The organism is Microbacterium sp. SMR1, assembly GCF_003289625.1.
GTDB lineage: Bacteria > Actinomycetota > Actinomycetes > Actinomycetales > Microbacteriaceae > Microbacterium > Microbacterium plantarum.
Genome location: NZ_QMBN01000001.1, coordinates 233,225 through 250,330, shown reverse-complemented (window position 1 = coordinate 250,330; position 17,106 = coordinate 233,225). Strand labels below are relative to the sequence as shown.

Annotated in this window: 16 protein-coding genes; 4 read left to right on the top strand and 12 right to left on the bottom strand. The window is 69.3% G+C overall.

The window, feature by feature from the left end; all coding sequences use genetic code 11:
- Nucleotides 1-69 precede the first annotated feature (69 nt).
- Nucleotides 70-702 carry a CYTH domain-containing protein gene (locus DO944_RS01210; protein WP_112613904.1) on the bottom strand — a complete coding sequence of 211 codons (633 nt, stop codon included), beginning with the start codon at nucleotides 700-702 and terminating at the stop codon, nucleotides 70-72.
- Nucleotides 692-937 carry a response regulator gene (locus DO944_RS01205; protein ID WP_112613902.1) on the bottom strand — a complete coding sequence of 82 codons (246 nt, stop codon included), beginning with the start codon at nucleotides 935-937 and terminating at the stop codon, nucleotides 692-694. The genes DO944_RS01210 and DO944_RS01205 overlap by 11 nt, the downstream gene beginning before the upstream one ends.
- A gap of 96 nt (nucleotides 938-1,033) precedes the next feature.
- On the opposite strand from DO944_RS01205, the gene DO944_RS01200 reads away from it, so the two are divergent.
- Nucleotides 1,034-1,765 carry a glutamine amidotransferase gene (locus tag DO944_RS01200; RefSeq protein ID WP_112613900.1) on the top strand — a complete coding sequence of 244 codons (732 nt, stop codon included), beginning with the start codon at nucleotides 1,034-1,036 and terminating at the stop codon, nucleotides 1,763-1,765.
- A 1-nt stretch (nucleotide 1,766) separates the two neighbouring features.
- Here DO944_RS01200 and DO944_RS01195 read toward each other — a convergent pair whose 3' ends face one another.
- The 6 genes from DO944_RS01195 to adhE form a co-directional block, all read right to left on the bottom strand.
- Complete coding sequence (locus DO944_RS01195) at nucleotides 1,767-2,780, bottom strand: YihY/virulence factor BrkB family protein (protein ID WP_112613898.1); 1,014 nt, start codon at nucleotides 2,778-2,780, stop codon at nucleotides 1,767-1,769.
- 51 nt (nucleotides 2,781-2,831) lie between these two features.
- The gene (locus DO944_RS01190; protein ID WP_258524527.1) at nucleotides 2,832-3,311 is read right to left on the bottom strand and encodes an A24 family peptidase; all 480 of its coding nucleotides are present in this window, start codon (nucleotides 3,309-3,311) and stop codon (nucleotides 2,832-2,834) included.
- Complete coding sequence (locus DO944_RS01185) at nucleotides 3,308-3,598, bottom strand: DUF1905 domain-containing protein (protein WP_309300095.1); 291 nt, start codon at nucleotides 3,596-3,598, stop codon at nucleotides 3,308-3,310. Before DO944_RS01185 ends, DO944_RS01190 begins: the two co-directional genes overlap by 4 nt.
- A 63-nt stretch (nucleotides 3,599-3,661) precedes the next feature.
- Entirely contained in the window at nucleotides 3,662-4,570 is a 909-nt protein-coding gene (locus DO944_RS01180) for a L,D-transpeptidase (protein ID WP_112613894.1), read from the bottom strand.
- Between the two features lie 49 nt (nucleotides 4,571-4,619).
- Nucleotides 4,620-5,612 carry an aldo/keto reductase gene (locus tag DO944_RS01175; RefSeq protein WP_112613892.1) on the bottom strand — a complete coding sequence of 331 codons (993 nt, stop codon included), beginning with the start codon at nucleotides 5,610-5,612 and terminating at the stop codon, nucleotides 4,620-4,622.
- Nucleotides 5,613-5,673: 61 nt separating this feature from the next.
- Nucleotides 5,674-8,418 carry a bifunctional acetaldehyde-CoA/alcohol dehydrogenase gene (gene adhE / locus DO944_RS01170; protein ID WP_112613890.1) on the bottom strand — a complete coding sequence of 915 codons (2,745 nt, stop codon included), beginning with the start codon at nucleotides 8,416-8,418 and terminating at the stop codon, nucleotides 5,674-5,676.
- Nucleotides 8,419-8,610: 192 nt separating this feature from the next.
- Here adhE and nrdI point away from each other — a divergent pair, with 192 nt between their 5' ends.
- Both nrdI and DO944_RS01160 read left to right on the top strand, forming a co-directional pair.
- Nucleotides 8,611-9,057, top strand: a complete 447-nt coding sequence (nrdI, locus tag DO944_RS01165; protein WP_112613888.1) for a class Ib ribonucleoside-diphosphate reductase assembly flavoprotein NrdI — start codon at nucleotides 8,611-8,613, stop codon at nucleotides 9,055-9,057.
- 310 nt (nucleotides 9,058-9,367) lie between these two features.
- Nucleotides 9,368-9,571 (top strand): cold-shock protein, encoded by a 204-nt coding sequence (locus DO944_RS01160; RefSeq protein WP_023951622.1) that lies wholly within the window; start codon nucleotides 9,368-9,370, stop codon nucleotides 9,569-9,571.
- 53 nt (nucleotides 9,572-9,624) lie between these two features.
- On the opposite strand, the gene DO944_RS01155 is transcribed toward DO944_RS01160, so the two are convergent.
- The 4 genes from DO944_RS01155 to DO944_RS01140 form a co-directional block, all read right to left on the bottom strand.
- Nucleotides 9,625-10,929 (bottom strand): heparan-alpha-glucosaminide N-acetyltransferase domain-containing protein, encoded by a 1,305-nt coding sequence (locus DO944_RS01155; protein WP_258524526.1) that lies wholly within the window; start codon nucleotides 10,927-10,929, stop codon nucleotides 9,625-9,627.
- A 123-nt stretch (nucleotides 10,930-11,052) separates the two neighbouring features.
- The gene (locus DO944_RS01150; RefSeq protein ID WP_112613886.1) at nucleotides 11,053-12,474 is read right to left on the bottom strand and encodes a cell wall metabolism sensor histidine kinase WalK; all 1,422 of its coding nucleotides are present in this window, start codon (nucleotides 12,472-12,474) and stop codon (nucleotides 11,053-11,055) included.
- Between the two features lie 50 nt (nucleotides 12,475-12,524).
- Nucleotides 12,525-13,262: a response regulator transcription factor gene (locus DO944_RS01145; RefSeq protein ID WP_112613884.1), complete on the bottom strand. Its 738-nt coding sequence runs from the start codon at nucleotides 13,260-13,262 to the stop codon at nucleotides 12,525-12,527.
- 55 nt (nucleotides 13,263-13,317) lie between these two features.
- Nucleotides 13,318-13,728 (bottom strand): barstar family protein, encoded by a 411-nt coding sequence (locus DO944_RS01140; RefSeq protein ID WP_181574114.1) that lies wholly within the window; start codon nucleotides 13,726-13,728, stop codon nucleotides 13,318-13,320.
- A gap of 145 nt (nucleotides 13,729-13,873) precedes the next feature.
- Between DO944_RS01140 and DO944_RS01135 the strand changes: the two genes are divergently transcribed.
- Nucleotides 13,874-17,095: a glycoside hydrolase family 9 protein gene (locus tag DO944_RS01135; RefSeq protein ID WP_181574113.1), complete on the top strand. Its 3,222-nt coding sequence runs from the start codon at nucleotides 13,874-13,876 to the stop codon at nucleotides 17,093-17,095.
- The last annotated feature ends 11 nt before the right edge of the window (nucleotides 17,096-17,106 follow it).

Genomic DNA, 17,106 nt, shown 5'->3' with positions numbered 1-17,106 from the left:
CAAGACGAACGCACCGCGCGGCTACGGCCGGCGGTGCGTTCGTCTTTTCGTCTGAGCGAGCTGCGATACTCAGCGCCCGAGGGCGCGTCCGAGCTTGGATTCGGATGCCGCCGGCGCTCCCCCGGCGGATGCGACCAGCTCGTCAGCAGCGGCGAAGAGCTCGGCGACACCGGTCGCGGTGGCGGGCGCCGCAGGGCCGAGCTCGAGCTCCCACTCCCGCCACGAACTCGTGCGCCCCGAGCGCTCGTCGGTCGCCGTGACCCGGTCGTCGACGAACTCCGCGACCATGCCGCCCTCGGCATCGAGCAGAGCAAAGGCGGTGCGCGAGTTCCGGATGCGGGCGATGACCTCGAATGGCGGCTGCGCCACCTCGGCGAGCTCCGCGATGATCGCCTCGGGCACCTCGACCGGGGCCGACTCTTCGGCGTCGTCGAGGGGCCAGTGCGTCTCGAGCTTGCCTTCCGGAGTCGAACGCTTGACGTGCCAGCCCGCGTCGGGACCGCCCGTACGTCGCCGCAGGGCGGTCAACGCCTCGGCGAGTCGCCCATCGGCGGTGTCGAGGTAGCGCGCGTCGAGCTCGCGGGGCTCGGGCTCACCGACGGCCGCGACTCCGGGAAGAGTCGACCAGTCAGGCACCGCCGTGCCGGCCTCGACGTCGTACTTGCGCTCGATCTCGAGCGAGCTGCGCGGCTCAGTCGTCACTGGTGACGCGGTCGTCGCGCTCGTCGGTCGAGGGGTCGATGTCGCCCTCCGCCTCGACGAAGTGGAACTCGGACGACGTCGGCCCGTCACCCTCGCCGGTGTGCTCCGGCTCGCCGGCGCGCTCGTAGACCACCTGGGTCTCGCTGTAGGGAAGGATGAGCCGGTCTGACGCGTCGTCGTCCAGCGGAAGGGTCTGCCCATCGAGGGGACCACCGTGCAGTCGTGCAATAGCCATGTTCTGACCTCCTGGGTCCGACGATACCCGCGCCGCTCGGACCGGCCGATACGCTTGCGCCATGCGTGCTCGGCGACTACGAAAGCTCCCCTCGCCGTGAAGCCGTTCGTGCTGCTCGCCACCCGCGCTGAGGACGTACCCGCAGACGAGGAGTACGAGCTCTTCCTCCGCCATACGGGCCTCGAGCCTGCTTCGCTCCGGCGCGTGCGGCTCGAGGCCGGGCCGATGCCCGACATCGACCTCGACGACGTGTCGGGCATCTTCGTGGGCGGCGGCCCGTTCAACGCATCCGATCCGTGGGAGCAGAAGTCTGCCGTGCAACGCCGAGTCGAGGCCGAGTTCTCGGAGCTCCTCGGACGAGTCGTCGCGCAAGACGCCCCGTTCCTCGGGGCCTGCTACGGCATCGGTACGGTGGGCGCGTTCCTCGGCGCCACGATCGACCGCCGGTTCGGCGAGCCCATCAGCGTCGTCGACGTCGGGCTGACGGATGCCGGCAGGCGCGACCCGCTCCTGGCCGGGATGCCGCAGACGTTCTCGGCCTTCGTCGGGCACAAGGAAGCGATCTCAGAGCTCCCACCGCGCGCCGCGCTGCTGGCTTCATCAGCCGGATGCCCGGTACAGATGTTCCGGGTCGGCGAGAACGTCTACGCGACGCAGTTCCACCCCGAGCTCGACCTCGAGGGCATCACCACCCGTATCCACGCCTACGCCGGCTACGGCTACTTCGCACCCGACGAGCTCGACCTCACCCTCAGCGCCGTGCGTCGCAGCCCGGTCACCCATACGGGCTCGATCCTGCGTGCGTTCGTCGAGCGCTACGCACATTGAGTCAGACGTTCGCTTTCGCGCGCTCCTCGGCCTCGAGCTCGCGGGCCTTCTCGAGCTCCCGGGCGGCGGCGGAGACGGCATCCTCGGCACGCTGCACGCGCCGCTGCAGGAATGTCGCGGCGCCGAACCGCGCCCGAACGCGGTCTTCCTCTTCGCGCACGCCCGTGATGATGTACGCCGTCGCGATGAGGATGACCTGCGATGACAGGTTGAGCCACAGCAGCAACGCGATGAGTGAGGCGAATGACGCCAGCAACGGGTTCGAGGTCGCGCCACCGACGAACAGCCCGGACAGCTGCTGCAGCACCGTCAGCCCTGCGGCACCGAGGAGTGCGCCGCTCCAGAGCGCGCGCTTTCGCACCTTCACCCCGGACAGGACCCGAAAGAGCACGGCCACAGCGACCGCATCGAGGGCGAACACCACCACCAGCGACACGGCCCAGCCGCCGAACTGCACGAGCGGGTTGTCGTCGGAAAAACCGAGGAGGTCGGCGAGCAGTCCCACCCCGGCCGTCCCGAGGAAGGTCACTCCCGCAGCGGCGACGAGTGCCCCGCCGATACCGATCGCGAGTGCGAGGTTGCGCAGCAGCACCCAGACGAAAAGAACGTCGTCGGTGAGCTGGTCTGCGATCGCGCGCATCGCGGTACGGAGCGATCCGATCGCACCGATCGCCGCGCCGAGCAGACCGACGGTGGCGATGACTCCCGCGATCGTGAGTCCCGCGGGGGCGGTGATGTCGTCGAGCTTGATGAGGCCGTTTCTGCCGACGAGCCCCGGGATGACACGGTTCACCGCGTCGATGAGCGCCTGCCACGCAACGGGGTCACCGGCAAGCCAGAGCGCCGCGACAGAAAACCCCAAGAGCACTCCGGCGAAGACGCTGAACAGGGTGCGATAGGTGACGCTGTCGGCGAGCACCGGCCCACGGTGCTCGCTGTACAGCAAGAACGCGCGTACCGGCTTGCGCTGCAAGGCCCACGCGATCGAGCGGGAGATGAACGTGGACTCGGCCATGCGGCCACGATAGCGCGACGTCCACCTCCTCCCTCGCGCACTTGACAGGCATCAGCCCGCGACCCAGGAACTTCCGACGGCGACCCATGCGCCGGCGAGCATGAAAGGCCCGAACGGGATCCGCGTGCGTCGGTCTCCGCGGCGCACGGCGATCATGACGACGGCGACGAGACCCCCGGATACGAATCCGAGCGCCGTTGCGACGAGCGGCGCTTGCCAGCCGTGCGCCCCGGTGAGAAGCCCGATCGCCGCCGCGAGCTTCACGTCTCCCCCGCCCATCCCACCGCCGGCGCGATGCAGGAGGTAATACAGGACGAACAACGCCGCGCCACCGACAGCCGCCCCACCGAGCGGACGCATCGAAGCGTGCTCGATCGCCGTGAGCGCGGCGAGGCCCGCGGCTGTCCCGGCGAGTCCGAAGACGAGGCGGTTGGGCAGCCGGCGCGTCGCGATGTCGATGACCGCGAGCGCCGAGCTCAGCACCGTGGCGGCCGCGACGAGCACGATCATCGCCATCGAGACCGCCGTCACGCGTCGAGAACCTCGAGACCCACCCGGACGACACCGTCCGATCCGATCGATTCAGCTCGACGGATGGCCTGCTTCAGCGGCAGGACGTAACCGCCGCGACTCGCGTCCGGAAAGATCGAGGTCTGCCACGTCGATCCGCCGATCGTCGCCCGGACCCGTACCGCGCCGAACCCCCGCGGCATCCGCGGGATCTCTCGGATGTCGGCACTGGGCTCTGCCGGGACGGCCGCGAAGTACCAATCCTGGGTGCGAGCCTCCCAACGGAAGACCTCCGCATCGAACTCCATTCTCACGCGATCAGCGTAGGCCGTACCTCGACCCGAGCGCCGGGGGTCTCCACAGGTGCTCGGCTAGGGCTGAATCAGGACCGGCGTCCCGGCCGGCAGCTGAGCCAGCCGGTCGACCGCGGGCCCGTCGAGGTAGATGCAGCCGAAGGATGTATCGCCCTCGCGCGCCCGGTAGTAGTGGAAGGCCGTCACAGCGACGTCTCCCCCGTCGAAGCCCGCCATCGCGGGCGATTGGACCCCGAGGTAGACCATGGGATGCCCCTGGGTGTACCGGAACTCCGGCACGACCGTCGTCCACATGACGAAGGTCCGTCCGGTCGGTGTCGGTGTCGAGGGCTTTCCCCACGCGAACTGCTCCGACACGCGTTCGCGTCCGGCGGCGCTGACGATGTCGATCGTGTTCGCCGCGAGATGGACCTCGACGTACTGCGGGGTCGTGGTCAGCTCCACGTCGGCGACGCGCAGCCACCCGACGGTCTGCCCGCCGTTGCCCTCGGGCGGCACCCCCTGCCGGCCCGGCAGGAGCACCTTGACCCAGTCGGCCTGGGCGTCGACGACGGGCACGGTCGTGCCGCCGTAGTGGTGGTCGCGAGGAAGGTGCCCGACCGGTTGCCCGGTGGGGTCGGCGAACACGGGCGCGCCCGCACCCAGCGGCCGCGCGAGCGATGAGGTCACCGGTCCCATCGGATCGTCGTCGACGGGCACCGCGGGGTTGACCGAGCGCACGTCGATCAACGGGAGAGCGGTGATGTCGTAGAGGGTGTCGTTGCGGGCGTAGGGTGCCGGCCCAGCATCCGTCGCCTGCGCCACGGGCGTGGATGTCGGAGCGTCACTGAGGGCGGCGGCGGCCGGCGGCTCGTCTGTGGCGGCCGCGAGGTCGCGAAGCGGGGCGAGCGCCCCGTACCCCGAGGCGGCCAGGACTCCGACCGCGACGACGGCCACGAGGGCTGCGGGATGCGGTCGCCGAGTCATACGCCCATGCTCGGTCGCACACGGCGATGACGCAAGAGCGGGCCGCGGGTCACCAGTGCGGGTGGATGTCTGCTCGCAGGAGCTCGTCGTAGACGTCGACGACGGCATCGGCGAACGCCGTCAGATCGGTGCCATCGTCGAGCAGATCCGCCGCGGCCGCGTTGGCGCGCGCCTGCTCTGTCGTCCGGGCTCCCGGAATGACGCTCGTGACGCCCGGACGCGAGGCGATCCACGCCAGCGTCGCCGCCGGCAGGGTGATGCCTTCGGGAAGAGCGGCCGCGAGCCGGCGCGCAGCCGTCAGGCCGGTCTCGAAGTCCACCCCCGAGAACGTCTCGCCGCGGTCGAAGGCCTCGCCGTGCCGGTTGTACGAACGGTGATCGTCGGCCGCGAACTCGGTCTGCTCGGTGTAGCGACCGCTCAGCAGACCCGACGCCAGGGGGACGCGCGCGAAGATCGCGACGTCGGCGGCCTGGGCCGCGGGAAGCACCTCGTCGAGCGGCTTCAACCGGAAGGGATTGAGGATGATCTGGATGTTCGTGACGTTCGGCCGCGCGATCGCCGCGAGCGCCTGCGCCGTGGTCTCGACCGAGACGCCGTAGGCCGCGATCGCCCCGTCTGCGACCAGTTCGTCGAGGGCGTCGTAGGTCGCGTCTGACTCGATGACCGCGGACGGCGGGCAATGCAGCTGCACGAGGTCGAGCGTGTCGACACCCAGGTTGCGCCGCGATCGGTCGCTCCAGGCGCGGAAGTTCTCGCGCGTGTAGTTCTCGGGAACCTGCGCTTCGCGGCGCCCCATCTTGGTCGCGACGGTGATGCCGTGCCCCGGACGGCCGGCGAGGAATCGGCCGATGGTCGTCTCACTGCGGCCATCGCCGTAGACGTCGGCGGTGTCGAAGAGCGTGACGCCGGCATCGGCGGAGGCCGCGAGGACGGCCAGAGCCTGGTCGTCGTCGACCTCGCCCCAGTCGGCGCCGAGCTGCCAGGTGCCGAGGCCGATGGCCGAGACGGAACGGGAGGTCGAAGCGAGGCTGCGCTGCTGCATGGCTACAGCGTAGGCGCAGGGCCGGACACCTCGGTCCGGCCCTGCGCTCCGCGGATCGTCGTCAGGCGCCGTGCGCCGCCTTCGCCTTCCCGCCGTTCTTCTTCGTCGGGGCGTCCGAGGTCTCTGCGTCGACCGGCGCAGCCGGGAGGGCGGCATCCGCAGCCGCGACGGCCGCGGCGCGAGTGGCGCGCACCGCGCCGAACGACGTGCCGTAGTACGCGGCCTCCATGAGCGTCTTCATGTCATCGATCATCGGCATCCGCGGGTTCGCCGGTGCGCACTGATCCTCGTACGCAGCCATCGCGAGACTGTGCAGGTTGTCGAGGAAGCGGGCTTCGTCGACGCCCTGCGCCTGGAACGAGCGCTCGATGCCGACGCGGTCTCGCAGCTCCTCCACCGCGCGGGCGTAGCTCTCGACACCTTCCTCCGGCGTCGCGGCCGGAAGCCCGAGGTGCTGCGCGATCTGCTGGAAGCGCTCGGGAGCGATGTACCGCTCGTACTTGGGCCAGCTCGTGAGCTTCGTCGGCACCGTGCCGTTGTACCGGATCACGTGCGGCAGGTAGACCGCGTTGGTCCGCCCGTGCACGAGCTTGTACGTCGCGCCGGTGACGTGAGCCATCGCGTGCACGATCCCGAGGAAGGCGTTGCCGAAAGCCATCCCCGCGATGGATGCCGCGTTGTGCATCTTCTCGCGAGCCTTGCGGTCGGCGCTGTCGGTCGAGCCCGGCTGAGCCTTCGTGCTGCGCTCGATGTTCTCGAAGATGAGCTTGATCGCGTGCAGGCAGAGCCCGTCGGTGTAGTCGTTGGCGTACACCGACACGTACGCCTCGGTCGCGTGCGTCAGCGCGTCGAAGCCGGCATCCGCCACGAGGAACCCCGGGAGCACCCGCGTCAGCTCGGGATCGATGATGGCGACGGACGGCGTGAGCGCGTAATCGGCCAGCGGGTACTTCATCCCGGTGGCGTCGTCGGTGATGACGGCGAAGGGAGTCATCTCCGAGCCCGTCCCCGACGTGGTGGGAACGCAGACGAGCTTGGCTTTCTTGCCCATCTCGGGGAACGTGAACGCACGCTTGCGGACATCGAAGAACTTCTCGCGCATGTCGGAGAACTCGATCTCGGGGTTCTCGTACAGCAGCCACATGACCTTCGCGGCGTCCATGGGCGATCCGCCGCCGAGCGCGATGATCGTGTCGGGCTGGAACTGGCGCAGCTGTTCCGCCCCGGCCACGACCTCCGACACCTTCGGCTCGGGGCGCACCTGATTCAGCAGCTGCACCTGGACCCGGTTCTCGCGACGGTTCAGGACATCGGTGATGCGGTCGACGTAGCCGAGCGAGGTCATGGTCTCGTCGGTGATGATGCTGACGCGTTCGACGCCCCGCATGTCGGCGAGGTAGCGGATCGCGTGCGGCTCGAAGTACGTCTTCGCCGGGATCTTGAACCACTGCAGGTTGTTGTTGCGCCGTCCGACGCGCTTGACGTTCACGAGGTTCACCGCCGAGACGTTGTTGGAGACGGAGTTGTGACCGTACGAGCCGCAGCCGAGGGTCAGCGAGGGCAGGAAGGCGTTGTAGATGTCGCCGATGCCGCCGAGCGCCGACGGCGAGTTCTCGATGATGCGGACCGCCTTGACGACCTCCGCGAAGCGGGCGATCACGTCCGCATCGTTGGAGTGGATGGCGCCGGAGTGACCGAGCCCGTCGAACGCCACCATCTGCCGCGAGAGCTCGATGCCCTCATCCGGAGTCGAGGCGCGGAGAACGGCGAGGACCGGGGCGAGCTTCTCGCGCGTGAGCGGCTCGTACGGGCCGACGCCCGAGACCTCGGCGAGGAGGATCGAGGTGTCGGCGGGCACGGTGAAGCCCGCCTGCTCGGCGATCCACACCGGCGACTGGCCGACGACGCGCGCGTTGAGCTTCGCGTCGGCGCAGTTCACGCTGTCGGCTGTCACTCCGAAGATGAAGGCCTCGAGCATCGCCTTCTCGCCCGCCGTCACCCGGTAGGCGTGCAGGCGGGCGAACTCGTCCAGCGCCTCCTCGGCGACGGGCTCGTCGAGGATGACCGCCTGCTCGCTCGCGCAGACCATGCCCATGTCGAACGACTTCGACAGCACGATGTCGTTGACGGCGCGACCGACGTCGGCGGTGCGTTCGATGAAAGCGGGCACGTTGCCGGCGCCGACGCCGAGGGCGGGCTTGCCGCACGAGTAGGCGGCGCGGACCATGGCGTTGCCGCCGGTGGCGAGGATGAGGGCGACGCCCGGGTGGTTCATCAGCTCGCCGGATGCCTCCATCGACGGCTCTTCGATCCACTGGATGCAGTCGGTGGGCGCGCCGGCCGCCACCGCGGCCTCGCGCACGATGCGAGCGGCTTCGGACGAGCAGCGCTGTGCGGACGGGTGGAATCCGAAGATGATCGGGTTGCGGGTCTTGAGCGCGATGAGCGACTTGAAGATGGCGGTCGAGGTCGGGTTGGTGACCGGGGTCAACGCACAGATCACCCCGACGGGGTCTGCGATCTCGGTGATCCCCGTCAGCTCGTCGTGCGCGATGACGCCGACGGTCTTCTGGTCGATGATCGAGTGCGTCACGTGCTCGCACGCGAACATGTTCTTCACGGCCTTGTCTTCGAACAGGCCGCGTCCGGTCTCTTCGACGGCCATGACGGCCAGCTCGCCGTGATGGTGCAGCGCCGCGACCGATGCCTTGCGGACGATGTGGTCGATCTGTTCCTGGGTGAAGTGCGCGTACTCGTCGAGGGCACGCTGTGCCCGGGTGACGAGGGCGTCGACGGCGATGGACATCGTGAGCCTTCCCGGCGCGGACGGTCGCCGCGTCTGTGTCCGAATCCGGGATGGAGGGACCTCGACCCCGTGATCACAGTGTGCGCCATGTGGTCTGACCACAGTGTCCACGCGGGCCGGAACAAATCAGAACCGCGACTTTTCCCGATCCGACACCGGTCCGTCACGGACACCGCGGAGCAGACTGACCCCGTGGCGCAACTCCCGGTGTACTTCTTCTCCTCGACCTCGAACCTCATCCGCCGCTTCGCGCGCAGCCTCCACGCCACCGACGGCCGTCCCGTGCGCGACCTCTCCGAGCGGACCGTTCGTTCGAGCGAGGCACCGGGACCCTGGATCCTGCTGACGCCTTCGTACAAGGCGGGGAACGACGCTCACGCGACCCTGCCGGCGGCGGTTCGCACCTTCCTGCGCTCCCCCGCGAACCGCCGGCGCCTCGTCGGGATCATCGGCTCCGGCAACCGCAACTTCGGCGACCACTACCAGGCGGCGGCACGCGAGCTCGCTCGGGTGTCGGGACGTCCGGTCGTGTTCGAGTTCGAGCTGGCGGGCACCCCGGAGGATGTCGCGGAGTGCGCTCGCATCTTGACGGCTTTCGATGCGCGCTTCGGGAACGCTCCCGAGACGCACGATCGATGAGTCGTATTGCGTCTTTCGGTGACGTTGCACGACGCGTCGCCCCACAAGCGTCCGAAATCGCGTAGCATTCGAGAGTCGGTGCGTCACGGCGCGCCTCTCCGTCGGTTCACTCCGACGTGCACTTCGTTTCATTCCGCCGTCGATCTCATGCACCCGGGCCGTGCTCTCGGCCCCGCGACCGCACCTATCTGGACAGGTCGCCCACACCGGCGAGTGTCTGCTCGCCCCCACACACTCCGCGGCGGCCCCGCCGCAGCGGTATCCGGATCATCACAGCGGTGGTCCCAGAACACAGAAGGAAAATGACGACATGGCCACTGGCACCGTCAAATGGTTCAACTCGGAGAAGGGGTTCGGCTTCATCGCTCCGGACGACGGCACCGCGGACGTGTTCGCGCACTTCAGCGCCATCGCCGGCACTGGACACCGCAACCTGTTCGAGAACCAGAAGGTTGAGTTCGACGTGGAGCAGGGCCAGAAGGGCCTGCAGGCGACGAACATCCGCGCTCTCTGAGCGTTCGACGCAGTGAAGGGGCCGGTCCGAAAGGGCCGGCCCCTTCCGCGTGCCTAGCGGGCGCCGCTGCCCGCGGGCAGATCGACACGGCGCGCGACGTTCGCGGTGACGGACTCGAGTGGTCCCCGGCCACGGCTGAGCGCCCACATCGTGCATCCGACGAGAAGCACCACGACGCATCCGATCCAGAACCATCCGCTGACGGCGGGATCGCCATCCCACGACGAGAGATCGGGGGCGAGCCCGAGCGGGGAGATCAGCACCGCGAACGAGACGACGTGGGCCGTGTAGGCCGTCAGCGGCATGGAGCCGACTGCCGCGACAGGCACGAGCAGCGCGCGGAGCGGACGCGCGAGGAACAGGCAGGCGCCGACGACGGCGAGCGCGAAGCCGCCGGACCCGATGATCTCCCACGTCCCTCCCGAGTGCGGCGCCACGCCCCACGCCTGAGACAACGCGGCTCCCAGATCGACCTCGCTCAACCGTTGCAGATAGCCGCGCCCGTCGGGACCCATCGACGAGGACGATCCCGGCACCAGCGAGGACGCTCCCGATGATGACAGCGCGGATGCCGACGACGAGACGCTCCCCCACCCCGAGAGCCACCCGCGGACCGTTCCGTTGAACGCGTCGCCCAGGCCGTAGCCGAAGGCGGCGAGCCCGACTCCCGACCCGAACAGCACCGCCGCGGTCCGCGGCCGGTCGAGTCGCATCCGACCGAGCGCCATCCCGGCGAGAACCAGGGGCAGCCACACGGTCAGCGGATACGAGCCGCTGATGAGGAAGTCGACCGCGGTGCCGCCGATGCCCTGCAGGATGCCGGCGCCCGAGAGCGTCACCGCACGCAGAAGCGCGACGACGGTCGGCCCCGCGACGGCGATCGCGGCCGCGGTGAGCGCGAGGGTACGGCGACGGAGTCCCAGGAACGGGATGAGGATCAGGAAGAGGATGCCGTAGATGGGCAGAATGACGGCGATCCCGCTCCCGAGCATCTCCAGCGCCAGCCCGAGGGCGAGAACGACGAGGGCACGGCCGGCCATACGCAGACGTGCGGACCGCAATGCCTCTCCCCGGGGGAGCTGCTCACGCCCGGTCGCAAGCGCGACGGAGATGCCCGCGACGACGGCGAAGAGGATGGACGACCGCCCCTGGACGATCGCGGCGAGGTCGGGCCCGTCGGGCCCCGCGACCATCCACGAGATCCCGACGTGCGCGCCGATCATGCCGAAGATCGCGAGGCCCCGGGCGACGTCGATGCCCATGAGCCGGGGCGGGCGGCCGAAGTAGCGCCACCGGGTGCCGACGGAACGGCGGACGGGCTCAGCGGATCGAACGATCGGAGTGGACGGCAGGGACACGACAGGCTCTCCTCGGCGATGGGCCGGACGACGGCACGGGCGCGTGCGGCACGTGCCGCGCACCCGGTTGACGGTAGGTCTCGGCCCTGTGCGCGGATTAAGCGCGCGGGTGGCATCCGCCGGTCAGGCGGCGTTCGACGGGATGCGGATCCCGAACCGCGTACCCTTACTGGAGCTGGCGACCGACACGTCGTAGCCCGAGGCTGTCGCCAACGCCTGCACGATCGCGAGACCGAGTCCGACCGTCGTCCGCTCGCGCGTCTGCGTCCGGCTGCCTGCCTGGGTGAAGCGATCGAAGATGGTCGGTAGTGCCTCGGGATCGATTCCCGGCCCGTCGTCCTGGACGACCAGTTCGACGGAAGTCGCCGTCGTCTCGAGAGAGACGGTCACACTGGTTCCGTCCGGAGTGTGGTGCCCCGCATTGGCGACGAGGTTCAGCAGCATCTGACGGATCGCCCCCTCGTCCCCGACCACGGAGACATCTTCGTCCGGCAAGGCGATGCGCCAGATGTGCCCGGGATATGCGAACCGCGCATCGGATGCGGTCTCCGCGACGATCATCGACAGCTCGACGTCATCGTGCGCGACCACCGGGTCGGCGTCGAGACGCGCGAGCAACAGCAGGTCGTCGATCAGCGTGCTCATCCGCGACGCCTCCGACCCGATGCGCTGAAGCGCGCTCTGCGTCTCGAGGGGGTCGGCGTCGGCATCGGGATGGGCGTAGAAGTCGGCGTAGCCGCGGATCGAGGCGAGGGGGTTGCGCAGCTCGTGGCTCGCCTCGGCGATGAAGCGACGCATCGATTCCTCGGCGCGGTGACGAGCGTTGAGCGAGAGCTCGACGTGGTCGAGCAGGCGATTGAGCGCGTCCGCGACGCGGTCGGTCTCCGACCCCAGATGCCGCACGTCACGGGGAACGCGGCGCTGCGGGGCGATCTCGCCGGATGAGAGCGGGGTGGCCGCCACTTCGTCGGCGATCTCGGCGACCCGTTCGAGGGGGTCGAGCTGCTGCCGGGTCCACCGCCAGCCGAACACCGCAGCGAACGCAGCGATCGCGATTCCGACGACCGCGAGCCAGAGGGCATAGGTGCGAACGACCGTGTCGGTGTCGGTGAGGCCCACACCGCTGACGACGGTGAGCTCCCGCCCGTCTGCCGCCGCGACCTCGGAGGTCGTCACGAGGTACCCGCCGTCGTCGGCCACGTCGATCGTCGTGGTGAACCCGCTTTCCGCCATCCCGTCCCGAACGTGCGTGAGCTCGCGCTCTGTCATCGGGCGGTAGGTGTAGTCACGGGTGAAGAAGGCCGAGACCGCGACGCGGTCGCCCTCGACGACGAAGAAGAACCCGTCAGAGGGAACCGCCAGTGACACGTCGTCGAACGTCGGAACGCTTCCGGTCGCATCCACGGCCGAGAGAGTCTGCCCGATGGCGGTGTCGTTCGCCAGGTACAGCGTCGACTCGGCCTGGGTGACGAGATTCTGCCGGAGGATCGCTACGGAGACGACGCCGAAGACGGTGACGGCCGCGAGAAGCAGCCCCGACATCATCGCGACTGATCGGCCGCGCAGGGTGCGCAGGCCTCCCGGCCGCGCCGACCTCACGACGATGCCGGCACCGTTGGTGCCGCGCGGAGGATGTAGCCGACCCGCCGCAGCGTGTGGATCATCGGCTCACGCCCGTGATCGATCTTCTTGCGCAGATACGAGATGTAGATCTCCACGATGTTCGACTCCCGTCCGAAGTCATACTCCCAGACACGATCGAGGATCTGCTCCTTGCTGAGGACGCGATCGGCGTTGAGCATCAGGAAACGCAGCAGCGAGAACTCCGTCGCGGTGAGCCGGATCTGCTCCCCCGCGCGCGTGACCTCGTGGTTGTCTTCGTTCAGTCGCAGGTCGCCGACCTCGAGCATCGGGGTCGGTGCACCCTGCATGAGCATGGGGCTGCGTCGCAGCAGCCCGCGCAGACGCACCACCACCTCTTCGACGCTGAACGGCTTGGCGACGTAGTCATCGCCGCCGGCGGCGATGCCGGTGATGCGATTGGCCACCGTGCCGTTGGCGGTGAGGAAGAGAACCATGGTCTCGCTCAGCTCGCTGCGGAGCGTGCGCAGCACCTCGACCCCGTCGATGTCGGGCAGCACGACATCGAGGACCATGAGATGCGGCCTCATGCGACGCGCGGTCTCGATCGCGCTCGCGCCGGTCGCAGCGACCTCCACCTGCCAGCCCTGCCGTGACAGCACCGCCCCGAGCAGATGGCGGAGGTTCGGCTCGTCATCGACGACGAGCACGCGGACCGCGGGATCGGACAGCGGAGACGACGGAAGCGACATGGCTTCATGGTCCCGCGTGAGAATATGCGCCCGTTAAGAAAACCCGAGACCAATCTCAGGCGAGCACGAGCTCGACCTCGGGGTGGCCGGCGAACACGTCCAGCACCAGGTCGAAGTAGGTCTTCCCCGCGCCCCGGTCCAGTTCGTCGAGCGCCGCGCGCGCGGGCCGTGCCGCGTAGATGTCGGGGCGCTCGAGCTTTGCGGCGAGGTAGGCCCGGGTGAGCGGGATGCCCAGCGCCTGTCGCGAGATCGCCGAATCCGCCCACACGACGCGAGCGGACGAAGCGTGCGCGAGGACGCCGAACCCGCCGTAGAGCAGATCGTCGAGGGCGTCCAGGCTCTCCCCGAGAGTCCACTCCTCGTCGGGCATGAAAACACGGTTCAGCTCCGCGTAGAGCGACGGGATGTCGCGGACGCGCGCGCCCTCGATCCGCAGGTCGACGGCGGCGGACGGCGGGCGATTCACATGCCGAGGCTAGCCGCCGCGACGATGACGAGGGCGCGCGGCACCGCCGAAACCGGCGGATCGAGCCCGTGGCTGTTCTGCTAGCGTGCGTGAGAGCGCTCCCTGGGAGCGCTCTCAGACGAGCGAAGGAGCTTGAATGGATGCGATGAGACAGCGTCGCAGGAGACGCGTCACGGCCGTGATCACGACGGGGATGCTCGTGGGAGCCGCGATGACCGCCGCCCCGCTGGTCGCTGCAGCGGCCCCGGCCGAACTGATCCGGAACGGGGACTTCTCGACGGGTCACGAACCCTGGTGGTCGGTCGGTGTCGACGGCTTCGACGCCGCAAGCGGCGCCTTCTGCGCCGGGGTGCCCGACACCGAGAACCCCTGGGATGTGCTCATCGGCCAGAGCGACCTCGCGCTGGCCGATGGGGCCACTTACACGCTGACGGCGAGAGTTCGCGCCGATGCGCCCGCCACGCTCGTCACTCAGGTGGCGCCGAAGGTCCCGGATGCCGCCTACACGACGTACCTCGTCGAGAGCACGCCACTCGCCGACACCTGGCAGCAGATCAGCGCGGAGTTCACGGCACGCGACCTGGGCCAGGGCACCGTGTCCGAGCTGCAGTTCCGCCTCGGCGCGAACGGCGCCACGCGATTCTGCGTCGATGACGTGAGCCTCGTCGCCCGCGACGCCGCGACTCCCCCGGTCACCCCGATCGGCGACGACGAGCTGCTCCCGAACCCCACACTGGACGAGAGCACGAACCCGTGGTGGACGAGCGGCCCCGTGGCGCTGTCGAACCCCGCCCAGCGGATGTGTGCGACGGTGACCGAGCAGACGCCGAACCTGTGGGACGTGCTCCTCGGCCACAACGACATCTTCCTGCCGGGCGATACCGCGTTCCGCTTGAGCTTCACCGCATCCGCCTCGACTGCGGCGACCGTCTCGGCCAAGGTCGGCACGTACACCGGAGCAGCGCCGACGGACTGGCTCGAGCGATCTGTCGAACTCGGCACCGAAGCCCAGTCGTACGACCTGCCGTTCACCACGTCGCCGGCCGGCGACTATCACCTCGGGCAGGTGCAGTTCCGCCTCGGCGCGGTCGCAGCCGACACGGAGATCTGTTTCGACGAGATCTCCCTCCAGGGAACCGCCTACTCCTACACCGCCGACCCCGGACCGGCCGTCAAGGTCAACCAGGTCGGGTACCTGACCCGGGGCCCCAAGCGCGCGACCGTCGTGTCTGATGCCAGTGCACCGCTGCCGTGGACCCTCGAAGCGCCGGACGGTACTGCCCTCGCCACGGGCGAGTCTCAGCCGGCAGGCTTCGACGCCTCCGCAGGGGCTTCCGTTCACACGATCGACTTCAGCGACGTCACCGTGAAGGCGACAGACGTGAGGCTCCGTGTCGGTGCGGACGTCAGCCACGCCTTCGCGATCTCCGACGACGTCTTCCAATCTCTGCGCGCGGATTCGATGCGGTTCTTCTACACGAACCGCTCCGGCATCGAGATCGACGGCGACATCGCGGGCGCGGAGTACGCGCGTCCCGCCGGTCACACCGGGGCCTCACCCAACCAGGGCGACGAGAACGTGGGATGTCTCGAGCCGCAGCCGTGGTCGGACGGGTGGACCTGCACCGATCGGCATGATGTGCGGGGCGGCTGGTACGACGCCGGCGACCACGGCAAGTACGTCGTGAACGGCGGGATCGCCGTGGCCCAGGTGATGTCCGCCTACGAACGGGCCGTCGCAGCCGGCACGGCGGACGCGCTGGGAGACTCGACCCTTGCCGTGCCCGAGCGAGGCAACGGCATCCCGGACATCCTCGACGAAGCGCGATGGCAGATGGAGTTCCTGCTGCGGATGCAGGTGCCCTCCGGTGACCCGCTCGCCGGAATGGCTTGGCACAAGGTGCACGACCGCGCATGGACCGGACTCCCCCTCTTGCCGCATGACGACCCACAGGAACGGCTGCTGCACCGGCCGTCGACCGCAGCGACGCTGAACCTGGCGGCCACTGCGGCGCAGGCATCCCGCTTGTTCGCGCCGTTCGACGCGTCGTTCTCGCAGCGGCTGCTCGGAGCGGCCGAGCGCGCGTACGACGCCGCCCTCGCACACCCCGACCTGCTCGCGCCGGAAGAGGACGGCACGGGTGGCGGCACCTACGCCGATGACGAGGTGGCCGACGAGTTCTACTGGGCAGCGGCAGAGCTGTACATCACCACCGGGAGCGACCGCTATCGCGCAGAGGTGGAAGGGAACCCCCTGCATCAGGCCGATGTGTTCGAGCCCGGCGGGTTCTACTGGGGCGAGGTGGCGGCCCTCGGACGCATGCAGCTCGCTCGCTTCGCAACGGACCTGCCCGACATCGACCGCATCCGCACGTCGGTGATCGATGCCGCCGAGCGTCTGATCGCCGATCAGCGTGCGCAGCCGTTCGGCCAGCCGTACGCGCCCGATGAGGGACTGTACGACTGGGGCTCGAACTCGTCGGTGCTGAACAATCAGGTCGTCCTGGGGACCGCGTTCGACCTGACCCAGCGCCCGCGGTACGCCGACGCGGTCGTCGAAGGCTTCGACTACTTGCTCGGGCGCAACGTGCTCGGTCAGTCGTACATCACCGGGTACGGCGCGAATGACGCGCGCAACCAGCACAGCCGCTGGTACGCCAACGCCCTCGACCCGGCGCTCCCGAACCCTCCGGTGGGCACGGTCGCCGGCGGACCGAACTCGTCGATCCAGGACCCGGTGGCGGGAGCCTGGCTGCAGGGCTGCGCGCCGCAGGCGTGCTACGTCGACAACATCGGGGCCTGGTCGGTCAACGAGATCACCGTCAACTGGAACTCGGCCCTCGCCTGGGTCTCCTCCTTCGTGACCGACCTCGGAGACGGTTTCGTCGCCGTCTCTCCGCGCGCCGTCGATGACGTGGCGTCGGGGCCCGCCGGTGGCAGCATCGCTGTGCACCCGCTCGCCAACGACGTCGCCGGCGATGCCGACATCCCGCTCGATGCGGCGTCGCTCGCCCTCCTCGACGCGGCGGGCGCGCCGACCACCTCCGTCGTCACCGACGGGCAGGGTCGATACGAGCTGAACGGGGACGTCGTGTCGTTCATCGCGGATGCCGGGTTCGACGGAACGGCGGCCCCGGTGAGGTACCGGGTGGCGGATGCGCGTGGCACCGAGGTGACCGCGACCATCACGGCCACGGTGACGGCACAAGCCGGTGAACAGCCCGACGAGTCGGGCTCGGCGGGCGCGGCGCGCGGCGTCCTCGCGAGCTCGGGCATGGACCCGCTGCCACTGTGGATGCTGGGCGGCGCGGGCGCGGCGCTGATGGCGGCCGGCGTCGCGCTGCTGCGTCGGCGGCGGCTCGGCTGAGTTCGGGCGGG

Coding starts and splice junctions, on each gene's coding strand:
- DO944_RS01205 (WP_112613902.1), bottom strand. CDS start 937: ATGGCTATTGCACGACTGCACGGTGGTCCCCTCGATGGGCAGACCCTT.
- DO944_RS01135 (WP_181574113.1), top strand. CDS start 13,874: ATGAGACAGCGTCGCAGGAGACGCGTCACGGCCGTGATCACGACGGGG.
- DO944_RS01195 (WP_112613898.1), bottom strand. CDS start 2,780: ATGGCCGAGTCCACGTTCATCTCCCGCTCGATCGCGTGGGCCTTGCAG.
- adhE (WP_112613890.1), bottom strand. CDS start 8,418: ATGTCCATCGCCGTCGACGCCCTCGTCACCCGGGCACAGCGTGCCCTC.
- DO944_RS01150 (WP_112613886.1), bottom strand. CDS start 12,474: ATGATGTCGGGGCTGCTTCTCGCGGCCGTCACCGTCTTCGGCGTCGTC.
- DO944_RS01185 (WP_309300095.1), bottom strand. CDS start 3,598: ATGGAGTTCGATGCGGAGGTCTTCCGTTGGGAGGCTCGCACCCAGGAT.
- DO944_RS01180 (WP_112613894.1), bottom strand. CDS start 4,570: ATGACTCGGCGACCGCATCCCGCAGCCCTCGTGGCCGTCGTCGCGGTC.
- DO944_RS01145 (WP_112613884.1), bottom strand. CDS start 13,262: ATGTCGCTTCCGTCGTCTCCGCTGTCCGATCCCGCGGTCCGCGTGCTC.
- DO944_RS01160 (WP_023951622.1), top strand. CDS start 9,368: ATGGCCACTGGCACCGTCAAATGGTTCAACTCGGAGAAGGGGTTCGGC.
- DO944_RS01175 (WP_112613892.1), bottom strand. CDS start 5,612: ATGCAGCAGCGCAGCCTCGCTTCGACCTCCCGTTCCGTCTCGGCCATC.